The sequence below is a fragment of the Streptococcus halotolerans genome (genome assembly GCF_001598035.1).
Taxonomy (GTDB): domain Bacteria; phylum Bacillota; class Bacilli; order Lactobacillales; family Streptococcaceae; genus Streptococcus; species Streptococcus halotolerans.
Map to the genome: position 1 here is coordinate 113,840 of NZ_CP014835.1, position 18,605 is coordinate 132,444.

Consider the following 18,605-nt stretch of genomic DNA (forward strand, 5'->3'; position numbering starts at 1 on the left):
TAACGTCAAATAGTAGAAGAAAACGATTGTTTTTTGTGAGTTTAACTCTTCTTAATCAAGACTGTCGATGGATATGTTACTGTTTTATCGAGATGGTTTTGACTGTTTACAGAGACTCGATACTTAGCTAATTGTTGAATCACTTTACAACAATTAGCTTTGTTTCATAGTCGTTTATTTACAGAAAAAGCATTTTGTTTAGCGGATGAAATTGGATATAAAGAAAGGAAAGGTGGTCAATATTGGTGAAAGCAACAATGAAGGAAGTTGCAGAATTGGCTGGTGTCGGTGTTGGGACAGTTTCTCGTGTGGTTAATGGTATTAAAGTTAAGGATTCGACACTAAAAAAAGTTGAGGAAGCGATTAGAGAGTTAAATTATCAACCAGATGAATATGCTCGCGGCTTAAAAACAAACAGAAGTAATATTATTGCATTGATCATTCCAACGATATGGCATCCTTTTTTTTCAGAATTCGCTTATCATGTTGAAAAAGAACTAACCAAGAGACGCCATAAACTGTTTATTTGCAATGCTGAGGAAGATGGTCAAAAAGAATTTGAGTATCTTCAAATGCTCGAAAAAAATAAAGTGGATGGTATCATTGGAATTACTTATTCAGATATTGATCAATATGTTTCGTCTAAGTTACCATTTGTCAGCATTGACCGTCATTTTTCTGAAAAAATTCCGTATGTGACTTCTGATAATTATGGTGGAGGAAAGCTGGCGGCTGAAGTGTTGATGGCAAAAGGTGCGACTCGCTTTGCTTATATTGGTGGAACCAATCAATTTGAAAATGAAACCGTATTACGAAAAGTAGGTTTCTCCGAGACCCTTCAAAAGCATGGATTGGTCGTTAAAAAATTAGATATGTTAGAACCCATTGATGATTTGCATGGCAAAATAGAAAAATTTTTGTTAGCGAATCCTGACATTGATGGTATTTTTACTGTTAACGATTTCATGGCTACTAATGTGATAAAAGTGAGTCAAGCTCTCAATAGGTATGCACCTGAGGACTACCAAATTATTGGTTTTGATGGCTTGAAGTCAGCTGTGGATCAAAATTATTATGTATCAACGATTGCTCAGCCTATTGAACTAATGGCTAAAGAGTCAGTTGAACTCTTGATGAGAGTTATTGACAATAACGTTGAAGAAAGTAGGATTGTACTCCCGATTCGATTTGAAGATGGTGGGACTACAAAAGGGTAACTTTTTTTAAAAATTCGCTTGACAACGGAATAGAAACCGATTACAATATAGATAAACAAAATTGAAACGTTTCCAAAATATGGGTTCGTACTTATTCTTTTTTAAAAAAACAAAAATTGAAACGTTTCCAAAACAGGAGGGGACTATGTCTCAAGTAAAACAATCAAGTTTTTTGACAAAATTAAAAAAACAAAAACTCTTACTTTTGATGTTATTACCGGGTTTACTACTGACCTTTATTTTCAAATATGTTCCTATGTATGGGGTGTTGATTGCGTTTAAAAATTATAATCCCCTACTTGGAATTTTTAACAGTCCTTGGGTGGGACTAGAGGAGTTTAGAAATTTTTTAGCCTCCCCCAACTTTGGAATGCTCCTATCTAATACCTTAAAGTTAAGTGTTTATGGATTGCTTTTGGGATTTTTTCCACCAATTATACTAGCAATCATGTTAAATCAGATTTTAAGTGATAAAGCTAAAAAAAGAATTCAATTAGTTTTGTACGCACCTAACTTTATTTCAGTTATTGTTATTGTGGGTATGATTTTTCTCTTCTTCTCTGTGGAAGGCCCTGTCAATGCTATCCTATCATTCATCGGAATAAAGGCTGATTTTATGACAGATCCTGATTATTTTAGACCACTTTATATCATGAGTGGTATTTGGCAAGGAATGGGCTGGGCTTCAACTTTATATACAGCTACTTTGGTTAATGTAGATCCCTCTTTAGTGGAAGCTGCTCAATTGGATGGTGCTAATATCTTTCAAAGAATTCGTCATATTGATCTACCTGCATTAAAACCAATTATGGTCATACAATTTATCTTAGCTGCTGGGAACATTATGAATGTAGGATATGAAAAAGCTTATTTGATGCAGACGTCATTGAATCTAACAGCTTCAGAAATTATTTCAACTTACGTTTATAAAGTTGGTTTGGTATCTGGAGATTATTCTTATTCAACAGCAGTTGGTTTATTTAATTCTATTATCAATATGGTTTTACTATTCTCTGTTAATAAAATTGTTGAGCGTTTGAACGATGGAGAGGGTTTATAAGGAGCATAATATGAATACAAGAATGTTAACTAATTTCGATAAACGTGTGTTAGTCATGAACCGTGTTTTGATTGCTTTATTAGTTTTAATTACAGTAGTACCAATGGGATACATTCTGATTGCATCTTTTATGGATCCACAGGTATTAGTGAATCAAGGGATCAGCTTTAACCCAAAGGACTGGACGGTTGAAGGGTACCAAAGAGTATTTAGCGATGATTCAATTTTACGAGGATTTATCAATTCGTTACTTTATTCAACAATTTTTGCAGCATTGACGGTAGTTATTTCTGTTATGACTGCATATCCTCTATCGAAGAAAGATTTAATTGGACGTAGATGGGTCAACTACTTTCTGATTTTTACCATGTTCTTTGGTGGTGGGCTTGTTCCAACCTATTTGTTGGTAAAAAATCTTGGTATGTTAAACTCTATGTGGGCAATTGTTCTACCAGGTGCTGTTAATGTTTGGAATATTATTCTTGCTAGAACTTATTTTCAAAGTTTGCCAGATGAACTAATAGAAGCAGCGGTTATCGACGGAGCTAATGAGTTTCAAATTTTCTTAAAAGTCATTCTGCCATTAGCAAAACCGATTATGTTTGTTCTTTTTCTCTACGCTTTTGTTGGACAATGGAATTCTTATTTTGATGCGATGATTTATATTAAAGATCCTGATAAGGCTCCATTACAACTAGTGCTACGAAACATATTGATTCAAAACGAAGTCAATGCAAACATGATTGGCGCCCAAGCAGCCATCAATGAATTAAAACGAATTGCTGAAATTGTTAAATATGCGACAATTGTTATATCAAGTCTACCATTAATTGTACTATATCCATTCTTCCAAAAATACTTTGATAAAGGTATTATGGCAGGATCGCTTAAAGGTTAATAAATAGAATTAGATATCAAAATGAAATTAGTTATCCGCACTTTTAAAATTTGTGTGTGATGATAGTTAGTTTTTGTATTGAATTTGAAATAAATAAAAAAGGGGTTCATTTAAAATGAAAACAATGAATTTAAATAAATGGTTTAAGATAAGTGCTCTTCTAACTACTAGTGCTGTCTTGTTAGCAGCTTGTGGTAACTCGTCAAGTGAAACGGCAAGTAAAGATTATGGATTGAAAGATATTAAATTCCCACTCAAGGATAAAGTAACATTAAAATTTATGACTACTAGCTCAACGTTAGCTCCAAAAGATCCCAATAAAAAGTTGATTTTTAAACGTCTTGAACAGGAAACTGGAGTTCATATTGATTGGACGAATTACCAAAGTGATTTTGCTGAAAAACGCAATTTAGATATTTCATCTGGTGATGTTCCAGACGCTATTCACAATGATGGTGCTTCTGATGTAGAGTTGATGAAATGGGCAGAACAAGGAGTTATTGTCCCCGTAGAAGATTTGATTGATGAACATATGCCAAACTTGAAAAAAATCCTTGATGAAAATCCTCAATATCGTGCTCTTATCACAGCACCGGATGGCCATATTTATTCTTTCCCTTGGATTGAAGAATTAGGTGAGGGTAAAGAGTCAATTCATAGTGTTAACGATATGGCCTGGATAAATAAAAAGTGGCTAGATGAATTAGGTCTTGATATGCCTAAAACAACTGATGAGTTAGTGAAAGTTTTAGAAGCCTTCAAAACAAAGGATCCAAACAGAAATGGTAAGGCAGATGAAATCCCACTGTCATTTATTAATAGTGCTGGAAATGAAGATTTTAAAGTACTCTTTGGTTCCTTTGGTACTGGGGATAATGATGAGCATGTGGTTGTTGGAAATGACGGAAAAGTTGATTTTACAGCCGATAATGATGACTATAAAGAAGGTATCAAATTCATGCGCTCTCTATATGAAAAAGGACTTATTGATTCTGAGGCATTTGAACAAGATTGGAATACATATACATCTAAAGGAAATGATCAAAAGTACGGAGTTTACTTTACGTGGGATAAAAATAATGTAACAGGAAGTAATGAAGATTATCAAGTCCTACCTGTACTAGAGGGTCCAGATGGAGAGAAAAATGTTACTCGTACTAATAATGTTGGCTTCCAACGTGACCGCATGGTTATCACCAGTGTCAACAAAAATCTTGAATTGACTGCTAAATGGATTGATGCGCAATATGAACCAATACAATCCGTTCAAAATAATTGGGGAACGTATGGTGACACTAAGCAACAAAATATTTTTGAATTTAACAAAGAAACAAATAGTCTTAAGCATTTACCTTTAGATGGTACTGCTCCTACTGAATTGCGACAAAAAACAGAAGTTGGTGGACCATTAGCCATTCTTGATAGCTATTACGGTGATGTCACAACTATGCCTGATGATGCAAAGTGGCGTTTAGATTTACTGCAAGCTAACTATGTTCCTTACATGAAAAATGATGAAATCTATCCTAAGGTTTTTATGGAAGAAAAAGACTTAGATAAAATTGCTCAAGTCGAAGCTGATATGATGGATTATGTAACTCGTAAACGTTCAGAATGGATTACCAATGGTGGGATTGACGATGAATGGGATAGTTATTTGAAAGAACTTGAAAAATATGGTTTAAAAGACTACATGAAGTTAAAACAGAAATATTACGATGAGTTCAAAAAGAATCAAGAATAGGAGGTCAGAATGCTAAACGACTATACGACTACGAGAGCTAATCACTATATTCTGGAACATAAAAAAGAAATCAATCATCAGTTTAAACCTGTAAATCACTTTTCAGCAGAGATGGGTTGGATAAATGATCCAAATGGTTTTGTTTATTTTCGTGGTGAGTACCATCTGTTTTATCAATTTTATCCTTATGATAGTGTTTGGGGTCCAATGCATTGGGGACATGCAAAAACGTCAGATTTTGTCCATTGGGAGCACTTACCGGTAGCATTGGCACCAGATATGTCATATGATAAAGATGGCTGTTTTTCCGGATCAGCTATTGTTAAAGATGATGTTTTGTGGCTAATGTACACTGGTAATATTGAACAAGAAGATGGTAGTATCCGTCAAGTTCAGAATATGGCCTACTCTAAAGACGGTATTGTTTTTACAAAAATTGCTGAGAATCCAGTAGCTACGGGAGAATGTTTGCCGAAAGAATTGATTTCGTCAGATTTTCGTGATCCAAAATTATTTGAAAAAGATGGCAAGTATTATGCCGTGGTCGCTGCTAAGCATCAGGATGATGTGGGAACAATTGTTTTACTTGGTTCAGATAACTTGATAGACTGGACATTTGAATCAATTTTCTTAAAAGGGACACCTGAACAAGGTATCATGTGGGAATGTCCGGATTATTTCAATTTGGAAGGCACTGATGTATTGGTAATGTCTCCTATGAGAGTGGCACGTGACAAATATCATTTTAGAAACATTAATGCTTCAGTAGTCTTAACAGGAAAGGTGGACTGGGACGAGAAACGATTTAAATTAGAGTCCATTCATGAATTAGACCATGGTCATGATTTTTATGCCCCTCAATCTTTATTAGATGATAAAGGTCGACGTATTATGATTGCATGGCTACATACTTGGGGACGTCAACTTCCTCCACATGAGTTGCAACATAGATGGGCTGGTAGTATGACTTTGCCACGTGAGTTGACGTTGAAGGATACTCGAGTTCTTCAGAATATCCTTCCAGAAACTCTCGAAGCTCTTCCAATGATTGAAATGAATCAGAATCTGACTAAAACTGGATTCTTTGAAATTGAAGTCAATGGTAGGTTACAAATGAGATTAGGAACTTTAGATGACTATATTAGTTTTGGATTTGATGAAGAAGAAGGAGTTGTATTCATAGATCGCAAACACCTCAAATATAAGCTCAAAGGTGATGAAACATGGCAAACAGACTTACGATCAATTCCTATCCAAGCTAAAAAATTAGTTGTCGTGATTGACTATAATAGTATTGAAATTTTTGTGAATGATGGTGAAGAAACACTCAGTTCGGCTTATTACATCGAAGGAGATTGTTATTTAAGCCGTATTGTGTAATCATATTTTCTAGCCTTAAAAGTCTAATCTGAATGAAACGAATAAGCATCCCCAATCAACTGGTTGGGGATTTTTTCCGTATAGCAAAGGAAAATCTTAGTTTTTCATGGGATATTATTTAAGGGTTATTTTAGGTATACTAGTAGGTAAGCGTATACAAAAAGGAGGTAATGATGGCATCTATTAAGCTGGTTACGATAGGCGGTGGTTCTAGCTATACACCGGAATTGGTGGAGGGAATGATCTTAAGAAGTCATTTGATTTCTATCTCAGAGTGGTGGTTTGTTGATGTGCCAGAAGGTGAAGAAAAGCTTCATATCGTTGTAGAGCTTGCTAAACGAATGGTTGAAAAAGCAGGCTTAGATTGGAAGATAAAAGCTACCTTAAATCGTCAGGAAGCGCTAAAGGACGCTGATTTTGTGACGTCTCAATTTCGTGTTGGTGGCTTGGACGCGCGCTATCTTGATGAAAGTATCCCTCTGTCAAGGGGGATTATTGGTCAAGAGACAAATGGAGCAGGTGGACTTTTTAAAGCATTTAGAACCGTTGAAGCTTACAAATCCATTGTTTCTGATATGAAAACCTTCTGTCCAGATGCTTGGTTGATTAATTTTACCAATCCGGCAGGTATGGTGACGGAAGCCTTAATCAATAGACTAGGATGGAAGAAAACAATTGGTTTGTGCAATATCCCTATTGGCCAGCAAAAGGCAGCTGCGAGTGCATTAGCCTTGGACGAAAGTGAGCTTACCCTAAGACATGTGGGTCTTAATCATTACCATTTTCATCAGGTTTGGGATAAGAATGGCCATAATCGAACAGGTGAGTTGATTGAGCGATTTTATGGGCGTTTAAAGGCTAAAGAACAAGAGACTGTTAAAAACATTACCAACCTAGAGTTTCCTATTAGTTTTTTAAGGTCTATTCAAATGCTTCCTTGTGATTATCATCGCTACTACTTTTTAGAAAAAGAGATGTTAGCAGATGCTCTCGCCCAATATCGTGAAGGGCATATTAGAGCAGCAGTGGTTAAAGATGTCGAGAAGGAACTCTTTGAACTTTATCAAGATCCTAATCTGAAAGAAAAACCCAAACAATTGGAGCAAAGGGGCGGAGCTTATTATAGTGATATTGCCTGTCAAATTATTGTTGCTATAATCACTGATAGTCATGAAACCTTAACCGTTTCAACTGTCAATCACGGCGTGATTCCATTTTTACCTAAGGACAGTGTTGTGGAGGTTTCAGCCATGATAACCTCTCAGGGTGCTATTCCTTTGGCGACACCTGATGTTCCAAAAGTGTTAGAAGGGCAACTTCAATTGATGAAAAAAATGGAGCAAGTTACAGTGGAAGCTGCTATTTCAGGTGATTACCATACCGCTTTACAGGCCTTTTTCTTAAATCCACTGATTCCCAATGGGTCTGAAACAGAACTATTATTGAAAGAATTACTACTGGCTCATGACACTTATCTACCGCAATTTCAACCGACAATTGCTGCTATTAAGGAAGGAAAGCTATAAATGACGACAACACAGACTTATCAATTTCCTGAAGGTTTCTTATGGGGAACATCAACATCTGGACCGCAAAGTGAAGGAAGTATTGAGGGTGATGGAAAGGGAATGAATAACTGGGATTACTGGTACAGTATTGCACCTGAAAAATTTCATGATGGCATTGGACCAAGTCAAACCTCAACCTTCTATCAACATTATAAAGAAGACATTGGCTTGTTGAAGGAGACAGGGCAAACTGTTTTTCGTCCATCCATCCAGTGGGCGCGTTTAATACCTGATGGTACCGGCAAGGTTAATGGGAAAGCCGTTGCCTTTTACCGGGATGTTTTTAAGAGCATCAAAGATGTAGGTGTTAAACCCATCGTCAATTTATATCATTTTGATTTGCCCTATGCTCTCCAGGAAAAAGGTGGTTGGGAAAACAAAGAGACTGTCTATGCCTATGAAGCTTATGCAAGAAAGTGCTTTGAGTTATTTGGAGATTTAGTGGATACTTGGATCACCTTTAATGAGCCGATTGTTCCTGTTGAGTGTGGCTATATGAATGACTTGCATTATCCTTGCAAAGTTGATCCTAAAGCGGCAGTGGCTGTTGCCTATCACACCCAATTAGCTAGCAGTTTAGCCGTAAAAGCCTGCCACGATGTTAATGCTAGCCACAAAATCAGTATTGTCCTCAATTTGACGCCTGCTTATCCTAGAAGTGAGTCTGAGGAAGACCGCCAAGCAGCGCACATCGCAGAGTTATTTCAAACCAAGAGTTTCCTTGATCCGTCTGTTCTAGGGACTTATCCAGATGACTTGGTAGAAATCATTAGAAAGCATGATTTGATGCCAGAGGTAACTTCAGAAGAATTAGACATTATTCGCCAGCATACCGTAGACTTCCTAGGGGTTAACTATTATCAGCCCATGCGTGTCAAAGCACCAGAAAGCCATAGTGGTTTAGATCAGGCATTTAGTCTAGACCTTTATTTTGAACACTATGATATGCCAGGTAAAAAGATTAATCCTCATCGTGGTTGGGAAATTTACGAACAAGGGATTTACGATATTGCGATGACGATTAGAGATCATTATGGCAATATTGACTGGTTGGTAACTGAAAATGGCATGGGTGTTGAGGGAGAAGAAAAATTTCTTAAAGATGGTGTGATTCAAGATGATTATCGCATTGCCTTTATCAAAGACCATCTGATTGAACTTCATAAAGCGATTGAAGAGGGGGCTAACTGTAAAGGATACATGCTATGGACGTTTATTGACTGTTGGTCTTGGCTAAACGCCTATAAAAATCGCTATGGGTTGGTTTCGCTTGATTTAGAAACACAAGAGCGTCGTCTGAAGAAATCTGGTTACTGGTTTAAAGAACTCAGTCAAAATAATGGTTTTTCACAATAAGGAGAGAGAATATGGTCACATTTGGTTTTTCCATCTACCCTGAAAAGCATGAGCTTAACAAGATTAAATCATACATGGATTTGTTGAAAAAGTATGGTGCTGAGCGCATTTTTATGAGTCTCTTGCAATTAGAAGCAGGAGATACCACAACTTTTGACAAGTATAAGGCTATTATTCACTATGCTAATGAACTGAATATGCGCGTGATTGCTGATATTAGTCCAAGTTTTATTGAACAAAATGCTTGGGAAGATCAGTTGATTCTCAAAGCAAAGGAATTTGGGTTAGCCGGTTTACGCCTTGATGAAGCCCTCTCTATTGACGACATTGTCTCCTTAACTCAAAATCAGCTTGGTTTAAAAATTGAATTAAACATGAGTACAGATAAGACCTTGGTTAATGATCTTTTAGCGAGTGATGCTAATTTTGATAATATTATTGCCTGTCATAATTTCTATCCTCATGAGTTCACTGCCCTATCGCAGCAACATTTTAGAGAGATGTCGGCTTTTTATAATGAAAAAGGGATTGAAACTGCTGCTTTTGTTAGCAGTCAAACAGCCAAAGAAGGTCCTTGGCCACTTTCTGAAGGCTTGCCAACCGTGGAGGACCATCGCCATTTGCCAATAGCTCAGCAGGTTCAACTGATGAAAGCGGTTGGTACCATTGACAATATTCTGATTTCTAATCAGTTTATCTCTGAAGAAGAGTTAAAGACTTGTCACCAAGCTCTAGTCTCAGAAGTCAAGTGTTTGGAAGTTTCTGTTTTGGATGATCTTAGTAGCGTCGAAGAAGCGATTGTAAGCTTTGATCATAACTATCGCGGCGATATCTCAGATTATGTGATTCGCTCAACCATTCCTAGAACGATTTATACAGATGTTTCCCTCCCTCCACGAGACAATCAGTCTAAAAAAGTCAAGCGAGGGAGTCTTATCATTGATAATGACCGATACACGCGCTACAAGGGAGAATTACAGATTGCTTTAAAAGATTTTACCATTAGTGATAAGGCCAATGTAGTAGGACACATTTGTGAGACTTCCTTGCCTTTACTAGAGACGTTAGAGGCTTGGGAAGACTTTAAATTAATCATTAAATCTTAGTCACTGATTTTCAGTTTCACAACGGAAAAAGACAGGCTTTTTACCAGGTAATCTTCTGCTATAATGAGAAATGTAAGGGCTAACATAATCAGGAGTGAAAGGAGGACGAATGCTTTCTAAAAAAGAAATGTCACTAATGGATTTTTTAATAAAGCAGAGGTCTACATTTGTCTCTAGTGAAGATATTGGTCATCAGCTAGGGATGAGTGATCGCACGGTCAGAAAGTACCTCAGTCAGTTATCAGACACGATTGTTGGACATGGTGCTAGTATTATCTCTAAGAGAGGTTATGGTTACCAACTGATGGTTGATGATCAGCCGATGTTTGAGCTTTTTTGGCAAAACCTGTTAGCAGCAAAACGCAATGTGAAAGACGTTTTACAAATTGAGGAGGCAGAAGATCGTAAACACTACATCTTAAATAAACTCTTTTTTGAAGATAAACAGCAGTCCTTAAAAAGCCTTGCTAAAGAATTATTCATTAGTCGCACAACCTTAAATAATGTCCTTTCTCTGATTCGTGAGACTCTCCTGCCTTATGGTTTAACCCTATTGACAAATAAACAGATGATCACTGTTCTGGGGTCTGAAGCAGATATGAGGCGCTTTATTATGGACTATTTCTTTGTCAATAGTTTTGATGAGTCCATGTCTGGCATGGTAGAACACTATTTTGTGTCGACGATCAATTTTCCAGAATTGACCATTTTTGTCATAGATGAATGTCGCAATGCTGACTTGAAATTATCTGATTTTATTATTCAGAATTTAGTGCTACACATTGCGCTAATGCTTCAACGAATACGACTTGGTTATCCTTTAAAAAGCTTTAATAGTTCTGATGTCATTGAATCATCTGAAGAATACCGCGTCGCTAAGAGAATCTTAAATCGAGTTGAAGAGGCTTATGATATCAGTTTTCCTAAGGAAGAAGCTAATTATATCGCCCTTCATTTGACAGTTAAGAATTCATCAGTCAATCCTGCTACAACAGGATTTTCGACAGGTTTAATTGAGTATCATCTGAAAGAAAAATTTGTAGAAGCGAGCCAGCTCATTGCCGTTCCTTTTTATTTGGATAATGATCTCCTTAATGGCTTGACTGCCCATATGACACCGCTTCTAAGTCGCTTGAAAAATAAGATTCAAATGACCAATCCTCTGACAGAACAACTAAAACAGGATTACCCAGAAGTTTTCGAGATGACCAAGCATGTTTTTAAAGACATGCCGGAATTGTCACCCTATCAGGTAACTGACGATGAATGGGCCTATATTACCCTTCATCTGATGGCAGCTATTGAGCGTTATTCCAACAAAAATAAATTAAATGTCTTGGTAGTCTGTGCGACAGGATACGGTAGTGCCTTGATGCTAAAAAATCGTTTGGAAAAAGAATTTGGCGGTAGCTTGCAGATTGTGGATGCGATTAGTTACTATGAATTATCTGAAAAAAGACTTCAGTCTATTGATCTGATTATTTCATCCATTAGTCTTTCCAATCTGATGTTTTTAACGCCTGTCATAAATGTTAGCGTTTTCTTAAATGACGAAGACATTGCGAGAATAAGAAGTTATTTATCAGAAGAAATCTCTGTAAACTATAACAGTAGGGGGCAGAGGAAGCTAAGCGATGAAAAAGCTTGTCAGATTGCCGAAGAGATGTTTGTTTCAAAACGCTTTTTCTATTTTGAACAAGAACTCTCTAAAGCTGAAGTCCTTGAGACTATGGTCAGCAGTTTAGAAGAATCAAGAGATGACCAGTTCGTTGAGCAATTTTTAAAACAAATGGAATTACGTGAAAGTTATAGTCCCATTGTTTATGGTAATACGCTAGCCTTTCCGCACCCGTCATCAGCTATGTCTTTGTCTGAACAAGTGGTTGTTGGTGTTCTTAAAGAACCCCTTCAGTGGAATGAAGAGCATTGCGTTAACTTTATCTTTTTGTTGTCACCATCAAAAGGAAGCAACCCATATTTAAAACATCTGTCACCTAGTTTAGTTGACTTTGTCGAGCAGACAGAACTTCAAGAACAACTTTTAGCTAGTCCAACTGTCAATAACGTCAAAAAAATATTTATCCCTTTAATTGGGAAACATTAGGAGGAATTTTTATGAAATCAATTATGTTAGTTTGTAACGCTGGTATGTCAACAAGTATGCTAGTTACTAAAATGCAAAAAGCCGCAGAAGATAAAGGTGTGGATGTTAAAATCTGGGCCGTTCCTGTGTCAGAAGCGGCTAATGAAGTAGCCGACAACGCTATTGATGTCCTACTCTTAGGCCCACAGGTCAAATTCTTGGTTAAAGAGTTTAAGGAAAAGTATGAACCAGAAATCAAAGTAGATAGCATTAACATGGTCGACTACGGGACAATGAATGGCGCAAATGTGTTGGAGACAGCGCTTAAAATGATGGAGGACTGAGTATGACTGAACCCACAAATTTAGAAGCGATTATGGGGTTAATCATGTATGGTGGAGAAGCTAAAGGTAAAGCTGTGGAAGCCATCCGTGAGGCAAAATTAGGAAATATTGCCCAAGCAAGAACGCGAATTGATGACGCTTACAACTCCTTGAATGTTGCACATAATTCTCAGACCGAGCTATTATCGCAAGAAGCTGCCGGACAGTCAGTGGAATTATCGCTTTTAATGGTTCATGGTCAAGATCACTTAATGACGGCTCTAACCTTTATTGATATGGCAAAAGAAGTGATTGATGTTTATGAAAAATTAGCAGAGTTGAGTTAGTTTTATGGAAATAATCAAAACAGCAGATGTATCGATAACAGCTTTGTTTCAGGTTGTCACCGACTCCTTAAAGAGAGATTATCATGAAAATACGCTCAAAAAGCTAACAGACGAAGCCATTGTTCCTGGATTGAATTACATCAAAACCTTTGGGTCATCTCAGCAACACCAAATCAAAGTGGTGGTGGAAAACTTTGACGCCCCAAATCAATATGTCGTAAGCTTTCATTCCAATCGAGGAAAACAGACCATTTCTTATCATTTTAAAGCGCTAGAGGCGAACAAGACACTGATTGCTTATGCCCAAGACTTGCAAGCGAGTGATATTTTCCAAAAAGGAAACCGTTTTCTCATGAATACGGTATTCAAGAAAAGCATTGAAAAGCAAACGCAAGCACAACTAGACGCTCTAGTCATGCACGCTAAGGATCTGGACACATCAGAAAAGGAAAGACAATCATGACAAATCAGATATCGCATATCCCCAAAGACTTTCTCTGGGGATCAGCGTCAGCAGCCTACCAGGTCGAAGGGGCTTGGGATGCTGATGGCAAGTCACCATCTGTCTGGGATAATCATGTCAAACTCCCAGGAACTACCTTTAAAGGAACGACAGGTGACATTGCAGTAGATCATTATCATCGCTACAAAGAGGACGTGGCTCTGATGGCTGAGATGGGCTTAAAAGCTTATCGCTTCTCGATTGCTTGGACACGTATTTTACCAGAAGGTCGTGGTCCTGTTAATGAAGAAGGCATTCAATTTTATTCAGATTTGATTGATGAATTACTAAAACACCATATTGAACCCTTGATTACGCTTTATCATTGGGATTTGCCACAGTGCTTAATGGATGAGTACGGTGGTTGGGAGTCACGTCAGATTATTGATGATTTTAACGAATACGCTAGCGTTCTCTTTGACCGTTTTGGCGACCGGGTTAAATACTGGATTAGCCTAAATGAGCAAAACATTTTTGTTAGCTTGGGCTATCAGTTGGGGTTACACCCACCAGGTGTTCGAGATGATGAGCGTATGTACCAAGTGAATCATATTGCTAATCTGGCCAATGCTAAGGTGATTAATACCTTCCATCAGATGATTCCTGATGGAAAGATTGGACCAAGCTTTGCATACTCTCCAATCTATGCTAAAGATAGTCATCCCATCAATGTTTTAGCTGCTGAAAGAGCTGAGGACATGCAGTCCCATTTTTGGATGGACATTTACCTCAAAGGCAGATACCCTAAATTTGCTTTGGATAATCTGGCTAAGCAAGGCATCAGTATTGATATTCAAGAGGGAGATATGGCGCTCATCGCTTCAGCTAAACCAGATTTTTTAGGTATTAACTATTATCAATCAAATACCATGGCTTATAACCCAATTGATGGGGTAGGACGTGGTGAGATGAATACAACCGGTAAAAAAGGAAGTTCAGGGGAATCAGGAGTTCCTGGTTTGTATAAACGCATTGAGAATCCTTTTGTTGAACGAACAAACTGGGATTGGGAAATTGATCCCATGGGTCTTCAAATTGCCATCCAACGCATTAGCAGTCGTTATGATGTTCCTGTCCTCATCACGGAAAATGGTCTTGGAGAATACGATCAAGTTGCAGAAGATGGTCACATCCATGATGACTATCGTATTGATTATCTCAGTCAGCATGTGACAGCTATTAATGATGCTATTCAAGATGGTGCCAGCGTTCTTGGCTACTGTACTTGGTCCTTTACTGATTTACTGTCATGGCTCAATGGCTATCAAAAACGTTATGGCTTTGTTTATGTTGATAAACATGAAGTTGAAGAGGGTACCCTTGAAAGAAAACCCAAGGATAGTTTTTACTGGTATCAAGGGTTGATTAAGAAACATCACATTGCTAAAAATAATTAAAGTTTAGGAGAAACACTATGTCAAATTTTTCTGATAAATTTATGGAAATATCTGGGAAAATAGGCTCTCAACGTCACCTTGTTGCGATCCGAGATTCCTTTATTTCAATGATGCCAATTACTATGGCGGGTTCTGTTGCTGTTTTGCTCAACGTTTTTCTAAGAGATATTCCAACCAATCTAGGCTGGGAGAGCTTTACGGCAGCTATGCAACCCATTATTGATATCAATGGTTATGTTTACTTTGGTACCATCAGTATCATGGCCCTATTCTTTGCTTTTGCCTTTGGGTACAACTTATCAGTCATGCACAAGGTTAACCCTCTGGCTGGTGGTTTGATTTCGTTTGCGTCTTTTGTAGCCACTATTCCTCAAAGTATTACAGTCTCAACGGCTCTTGAAAAAGTGAGCCCGTCTAATATTGCTCTGTTAAAAGAGCTTGGTTTGACAGTAGTAAAAGCGGACGGTGCGACAAGTATTGAAGCAAGCCAATGGGGAGCTATCGCTCTTAGTTACGCTGGGGCGACAGGTCTCTTCACAGCTCTTGTTATTGGATTTCTTTCCATGTTCGTCTATGCCGCTTTGACCAAGCGTAACATTACGATAAAATTGCCTGATAGTGTTCCACCTGCTGTTAATAAAGCCTTTGCAGCGATTATTCCTGGTACAGCAGCTATTTATGCTTCAGCCATTGTGGCTTACCTTGCTTTTGCAACAACTGGTTTAGCTTTGGGAGACTTGGTGTCTACCTATGTGCAAAAACCGCTCATGGGCTTATCACAAGGTATTGGTTCAGTTGTTTTCCTATCATTCTTAGTTCAATTGTTCTGGTTCTTCGGTCTTCATGGCCACAACGTGTTAGCACCTGTGATGGATGGTATTTATGGTGTTGCTCTTAACGAAAATACAGCAGTTTATGAAGCGACACGAAAAGTTTCAGAATTGCCATGGGATTGGACACGTGGCTCATTTGACGCTTACGGGCAAATGGGTGGTTCAGGTATTACCCTAGCCTTGATTATTGCTATCTTTATCTTTTCAAAACGTGAAGAGCATAAAACCATCGCTAAATTGTCTGCGCCAATGGGTGTTTTCAATATTAACGAACCAATTATCTTTGGTATGCCAATTGTGCTTAACCCAAGTTTTGTGATTCCTTGGTTGATTGTCCCACCAGTATGTAATGCCATCGCTTATGTTGCGACCACTACGGGATTGATTCCACCAGTATTCTTAGCCGTTCCTTGGATTACACCTGCTGGACTTTATGCTTACCTTGCTACGGGTGGTAGCTTTATGGCTGGCTTGGTATCTCTCTTTAACTTATTTGTGGCTTTCCTCATTTGGACGCCATTTGTGATTTCTGCCAATAAGATTAAACCAGGAGAATAGCAATGGAAAAAAACGGCTCATCCTTTTTGATCGCTTTTGGATTTTTTATCATTGCGGTTAGTCCCACCTTCGGAAATCAATATTATAATCTGATTACGGGCTTTCTATTCATCTTTTTAGGCTTCTATTGGATGAAGAAACGTCGAAACAAGATAAACCAAAAGAAACAAGATTAGATTTTTAGATAAAAACGGTCTTTCTTGACTTTAGGAGTGACGATAAACGCTATCAAAAGCTTGTCGTCACTTTTTTATTGTCTGGGCAACAATCATCTCCAGTAGCTATTGTGATCAGATAGGAATTGGCTAGTCCTATTATCTTCGAGTTGGTTGATAGCTTTTACCATCAATGACAGTAGTAAACAAGGGAGATGAAGTTGCCATATCGTTATGATTGGTAGTTAATGAGAGGACTTATCGGTCATTTTTATTTTACCTGCTTTTTTATCGACACTTGCCAAGCAAAATGGTCCTATTATTTAGGTAGCTAAACCTTGTTTTTAAGACAGGTCAATGTAGGTTCGTTCAAAGGTGGCGTTTATTTGCTAGCGTAAGAGTTATGGCATAAAAGGATAATAGCGATTTAGAAGATAGCTTGCCATGTCTTTTTAAAGTTTCTCTGTTTCAAAAATTTGCAAACGTTTACGAAAAAGATTACAATAATGATAACACTGAAAAAGGAGATTTTTATGGCTTATCAAACGATTTACCCCTACACAAATGAAGTGCTCCATCAATTTGACAATGTTTCAGATGCAGATGTCGAAAAAGCGCTGGAAACAGGTCACCAGCTTTATAAACAATGGCGCCGAGAAGATCATTTAGAGGATCGCAAAGCGCAACTTCACAAGATTGCCGACTTACTCCGCCGCGATCGTGATAAATATGCGGAAGTAATGACTAAGGATATGGGTAAACTCTTCACAGAAGCTCAAGGTGAAGTGGAACTCTGTGCTGATATTGCGGATTACTATGCTGATAAGGCTGATGAGTTTTTGAAACCAGTTCCTCTGGAAACCGATACTGGTGATGCTTATTACCTTAAACAAGCAACTGGTGTGATCTTAGCGGTAGAGCCTTGGAATTTCCCATTCTATCAAATCATGCGCGTGTTTGCACCTAACTTCATTGGTGGTAACCCAATGGTCTTAAAACATGCGTCAAACTGTCCAGCCTCTGCCCAAGCTTTCGAAGATTTAGTTCTTGAAGCTGGTGTGCCAGAAGGAGGATTCAAAAACCTTTTCGTTTCTTATGATCAAGTTAACACTATCATTGCAGATAAACGGGTTACTGGTGTCTGCTTAACAGGTTCTGAGCGTGGTGGAGCATCGGTCGCTGAAGCAGCGGGACGTCATCTGAAGAAATCATCACTTGAACTTGGCGGAAATGATGCCTTCATTATCCTTGAAGACGCTGATTTTGACTTACTGAAAGAGACCATTTTCTTTGCTCGACTTTATAATGCTGGTCAAGTATGTACCTCTTCCAAACGTTTCATCGTTGTAGGTGAAGAAAACTATAACAAATTTGTGGATATGGTTGTGGAAACCTTTAAAACAGCTAAATGGGGCGACCCTATGGCATCTGAGACCAGTTTAGCGCCTCTATCATCAGCTGGTGCTAAAGAAGAAGTCTTGGAGCAGATTAAATTAGCCATAGATAATGGGGCAACTGTTGAATACGGTAACGAGTTAATCGATCATCCAGGCAACTTTGTTATGCCAACGGTCTTGACCAACATTACTAATGAAAATCCAATTTACAACCAAGAAATCTTTGGTCCAGTAGCTTCCATTTACAAAGTTGATACTGAAGAAGAAGCGATTGAATTAGCGAACGATTCTAGCTACGGTCTTGGTGGTACAGTCTTCTCAAGCAATCAAGAACATGCCGAACGTGTCGCAGCTCAAATTGAAACAGGTATGAGTTTCATCAACTCTGGCTGGGCATCACTTCCAGAATTGCCATTTGGTGGGGTCAAAAATGCTGGTTATGGACGCGAACTCAGTGAACTAGGTTTTGCAACCTTCTTGAATGAGCATTTAGTCTACACACCAAAACGTTAATCATATATAAAAAAGGGCTTCGATGAAGCTCTTTTTAGATAGCATTATGGTTCTTTAAAACGACAAGGTATTGACCTTCTTCAATGCTTCGCCAAGTTAGTAGTATAGTATCATCATTTCCGAGAAAATCACCATCATTTTAATCATGAAAAGGCTATACTAGAGTTA

Annotated in this window: 15 protein-coding genes; all 15 read left to right on the top strand. The window is 38.0% G+C overall.

What is annotated here, in order from left to right; all coding sequences use genetic code 11:
* Nucleotides 1-245 precede the first annotated feature (245 nt).
* A complete protein-coding gene (locus tag A2G56_RS00500) occupies nucleotides 246-1,217 on the top strand; it encodes a LacI family DNA-binding transcriptional regulator (protein ID WP_062712287.1) in 972 nt (323 codons plus the stop codon).
* Between the two features lie 145 nt (nucleotides 1,218-1,362).
* Nucleotides 1,363-2,277 (top strand): ABC transporter permease, encoded by a 915-nt coding sequence (locus tag A2G56_RS00505; protein WP_062707533.1) that lies wholly within the window; start codon nucleotides 1,363-1,365, stop codon nucleotides 2,275-2,277.
* 10 nt (nucleotides 2,278-2,287) lie between these two features.
* Nucleotides 2,288-3,175, top strand: a complete 888-nt coding sequence (locus A2G56_RS00510) for a carbohydrate ABC transporter permease (RefSeq protein ID WP_062707536.1) — start codon at nucleotides 2,288-2,290, stop codon at nucleotides 3,173-3,175.
* Nucleotides 3,176-3,299: 124 nt separating this feature from the next.
* The gene (locus A2G56_RS00515) at nucleotides 3,300-4,919 is read left to right on the top strand and encodes an ABC transporter substrate-binding protein (protein WP_099091490.1); all 1,620 of its coding nucleotides are present in this window, start codon (nucleotides 3,300-3,302) and stop codon (nucleotides 4,917-4,919) included.
* A gap of 9 nt (nucleotides 4,920-4,928) precedes the next feature.
* Nucleotides 4,929-6,299: a glycoside hydrolase family 32 protein gene (locus tag A2G56_RS00520; RefSeq protein ID WP_062707541.1), complete on the top strand. Its 1,371-nt coding sequence runs from the start codon at nucleotides 4,929-4,931 to the stop codon at nucleotides 6,297-6,299.
* A gap of 170 nt (nucleotides 6,300-6,469) precedes the next feature.
* Complete coding sequence (locus A2G56_RS00525; RefSeq protein ID WP_062707545.1) at nucleotides 6,470-7,825, top strand: 6-phospho-beta-glucosidase; 1,356 nt, start codon at nucleotides 6,470-6,472, stop codon at nucleotides 7,823-7,825.
* Nucleotides 7,826-9,223, top strand: coding sequence for a glycoside hydrolase family 1 protein (locus tag A2G56_RS00530; RefSeq protein ID WP_062707548.1), 1,398 nt, complete (start codon nucleotides 7,826-7,828; stop codon nucleotides 9,221-9,223).
* Nucleotides 9,224-9,234: 11 nt separating this feature from the next.
* The gene (locus A2G56_RS00535) at nucleotides 9,235-10,329 is read left to right on the top strand and encodes a DUF871 domain-containing protein (protein ID WP_062707550.1); all 1,095 of its coding nucleotides are present in this window, start codon (nucleotides 9,235-9,237) and stop codon (nucleotides 10,327-10,329) included.
* 109 nt (nucleotides 10,330-10,438) lie between these two features.
* Nucleotides 10,439-12,433, top strand: coding sequence for a BglG family transcription antiterminator (locus A2G56_RS00540; RefSeq protein WP_062707552.1), 1,995 nt, complete (start codon nucleotides 10,439-10,441; stop codon nucleotides 12,431-12,433).
* 11 nt (nucleotides 12,434-12,444) lie between these two features.
* Nucleotides 12,445-12,756 (top strand): PTS sugar transporter subunit IIB, encoded by a 312-nt coding sequence (locus A2G56_RS00545; RefSeq protein WP_062707555.1) that lies wholly within the window; start codon nucleotides 12,445-12,447, stop codon nucleotides 12,754-12,756.
* 2 nt (nucleotides 12,757-12,758) lie between these two features.
* A complete protein-coding gene (locus A2G56_RS00550; protein ID WP_062707558.1) occupies nucleotides 12,759-13,082 on the top strand; it encodes a PTS lactose/cellobiose transporter subunit IIA in 324 nt (107 codons plus the stop codon).
* Nucleotides 13,083-13,086: 4 nt separating this feature from the next.
* A complete protein-coding gene (locus tag A2G56_RS00555; protein ID WP_062707560.1) occupies nucleotides 13,087-13,545 on the top strand; it encodes a DUF3284 domain-containing protein in 459 nt (152 codons plus the stop codon).
* Nucleotides 13,542-14,981, top strand: a complete 1,440-nt coding sequence (locus A2G56_RS00560) for a glycoside hydrolase family 1 protein (protein WP_062707563.1) — start codon at nucleotides 13,542-13,544, stop codon at nucleotides 14,979-14,981. Before A2G56_RS00555 ends, A2G56_RS00560 begins: the two co-directional genes overlap by 4 nt.
* A gap of 17 nt (nucleotides 14,982-14,998) precedes the next feature.
* Nucleotides 14,999-16,372 (top strand): PTS sugar transporter subunit IIC, encoded by a 1,374-nt coding sequence (locus A2G56_RS00565; protein WP_062707565.1) that lies wholly within the window; start codon nucleotides 14,999-15,001, stop codon nucleotides 16,370-16,372.
* A 688-nt stretch (nucleotides 16,373-17,060) separates the two neighbouring features.
* The gene (locus tag A2G56_RS00570; protein ID WP_062707568.1) at nucleotides 17,061-18,437 is read left to right on the top strand and encodes an NAD-dependent succinate-semialdehyde dehydrogenase; all 1,377 of its coding nucleotides are present in this window, start codon (nucleotides 17,061-17,063) and stop codon (nucleotides 18,435-18,437) included.
* Nucleotides 18,438-18,605 lie beyond the last annotated feature (168 nt).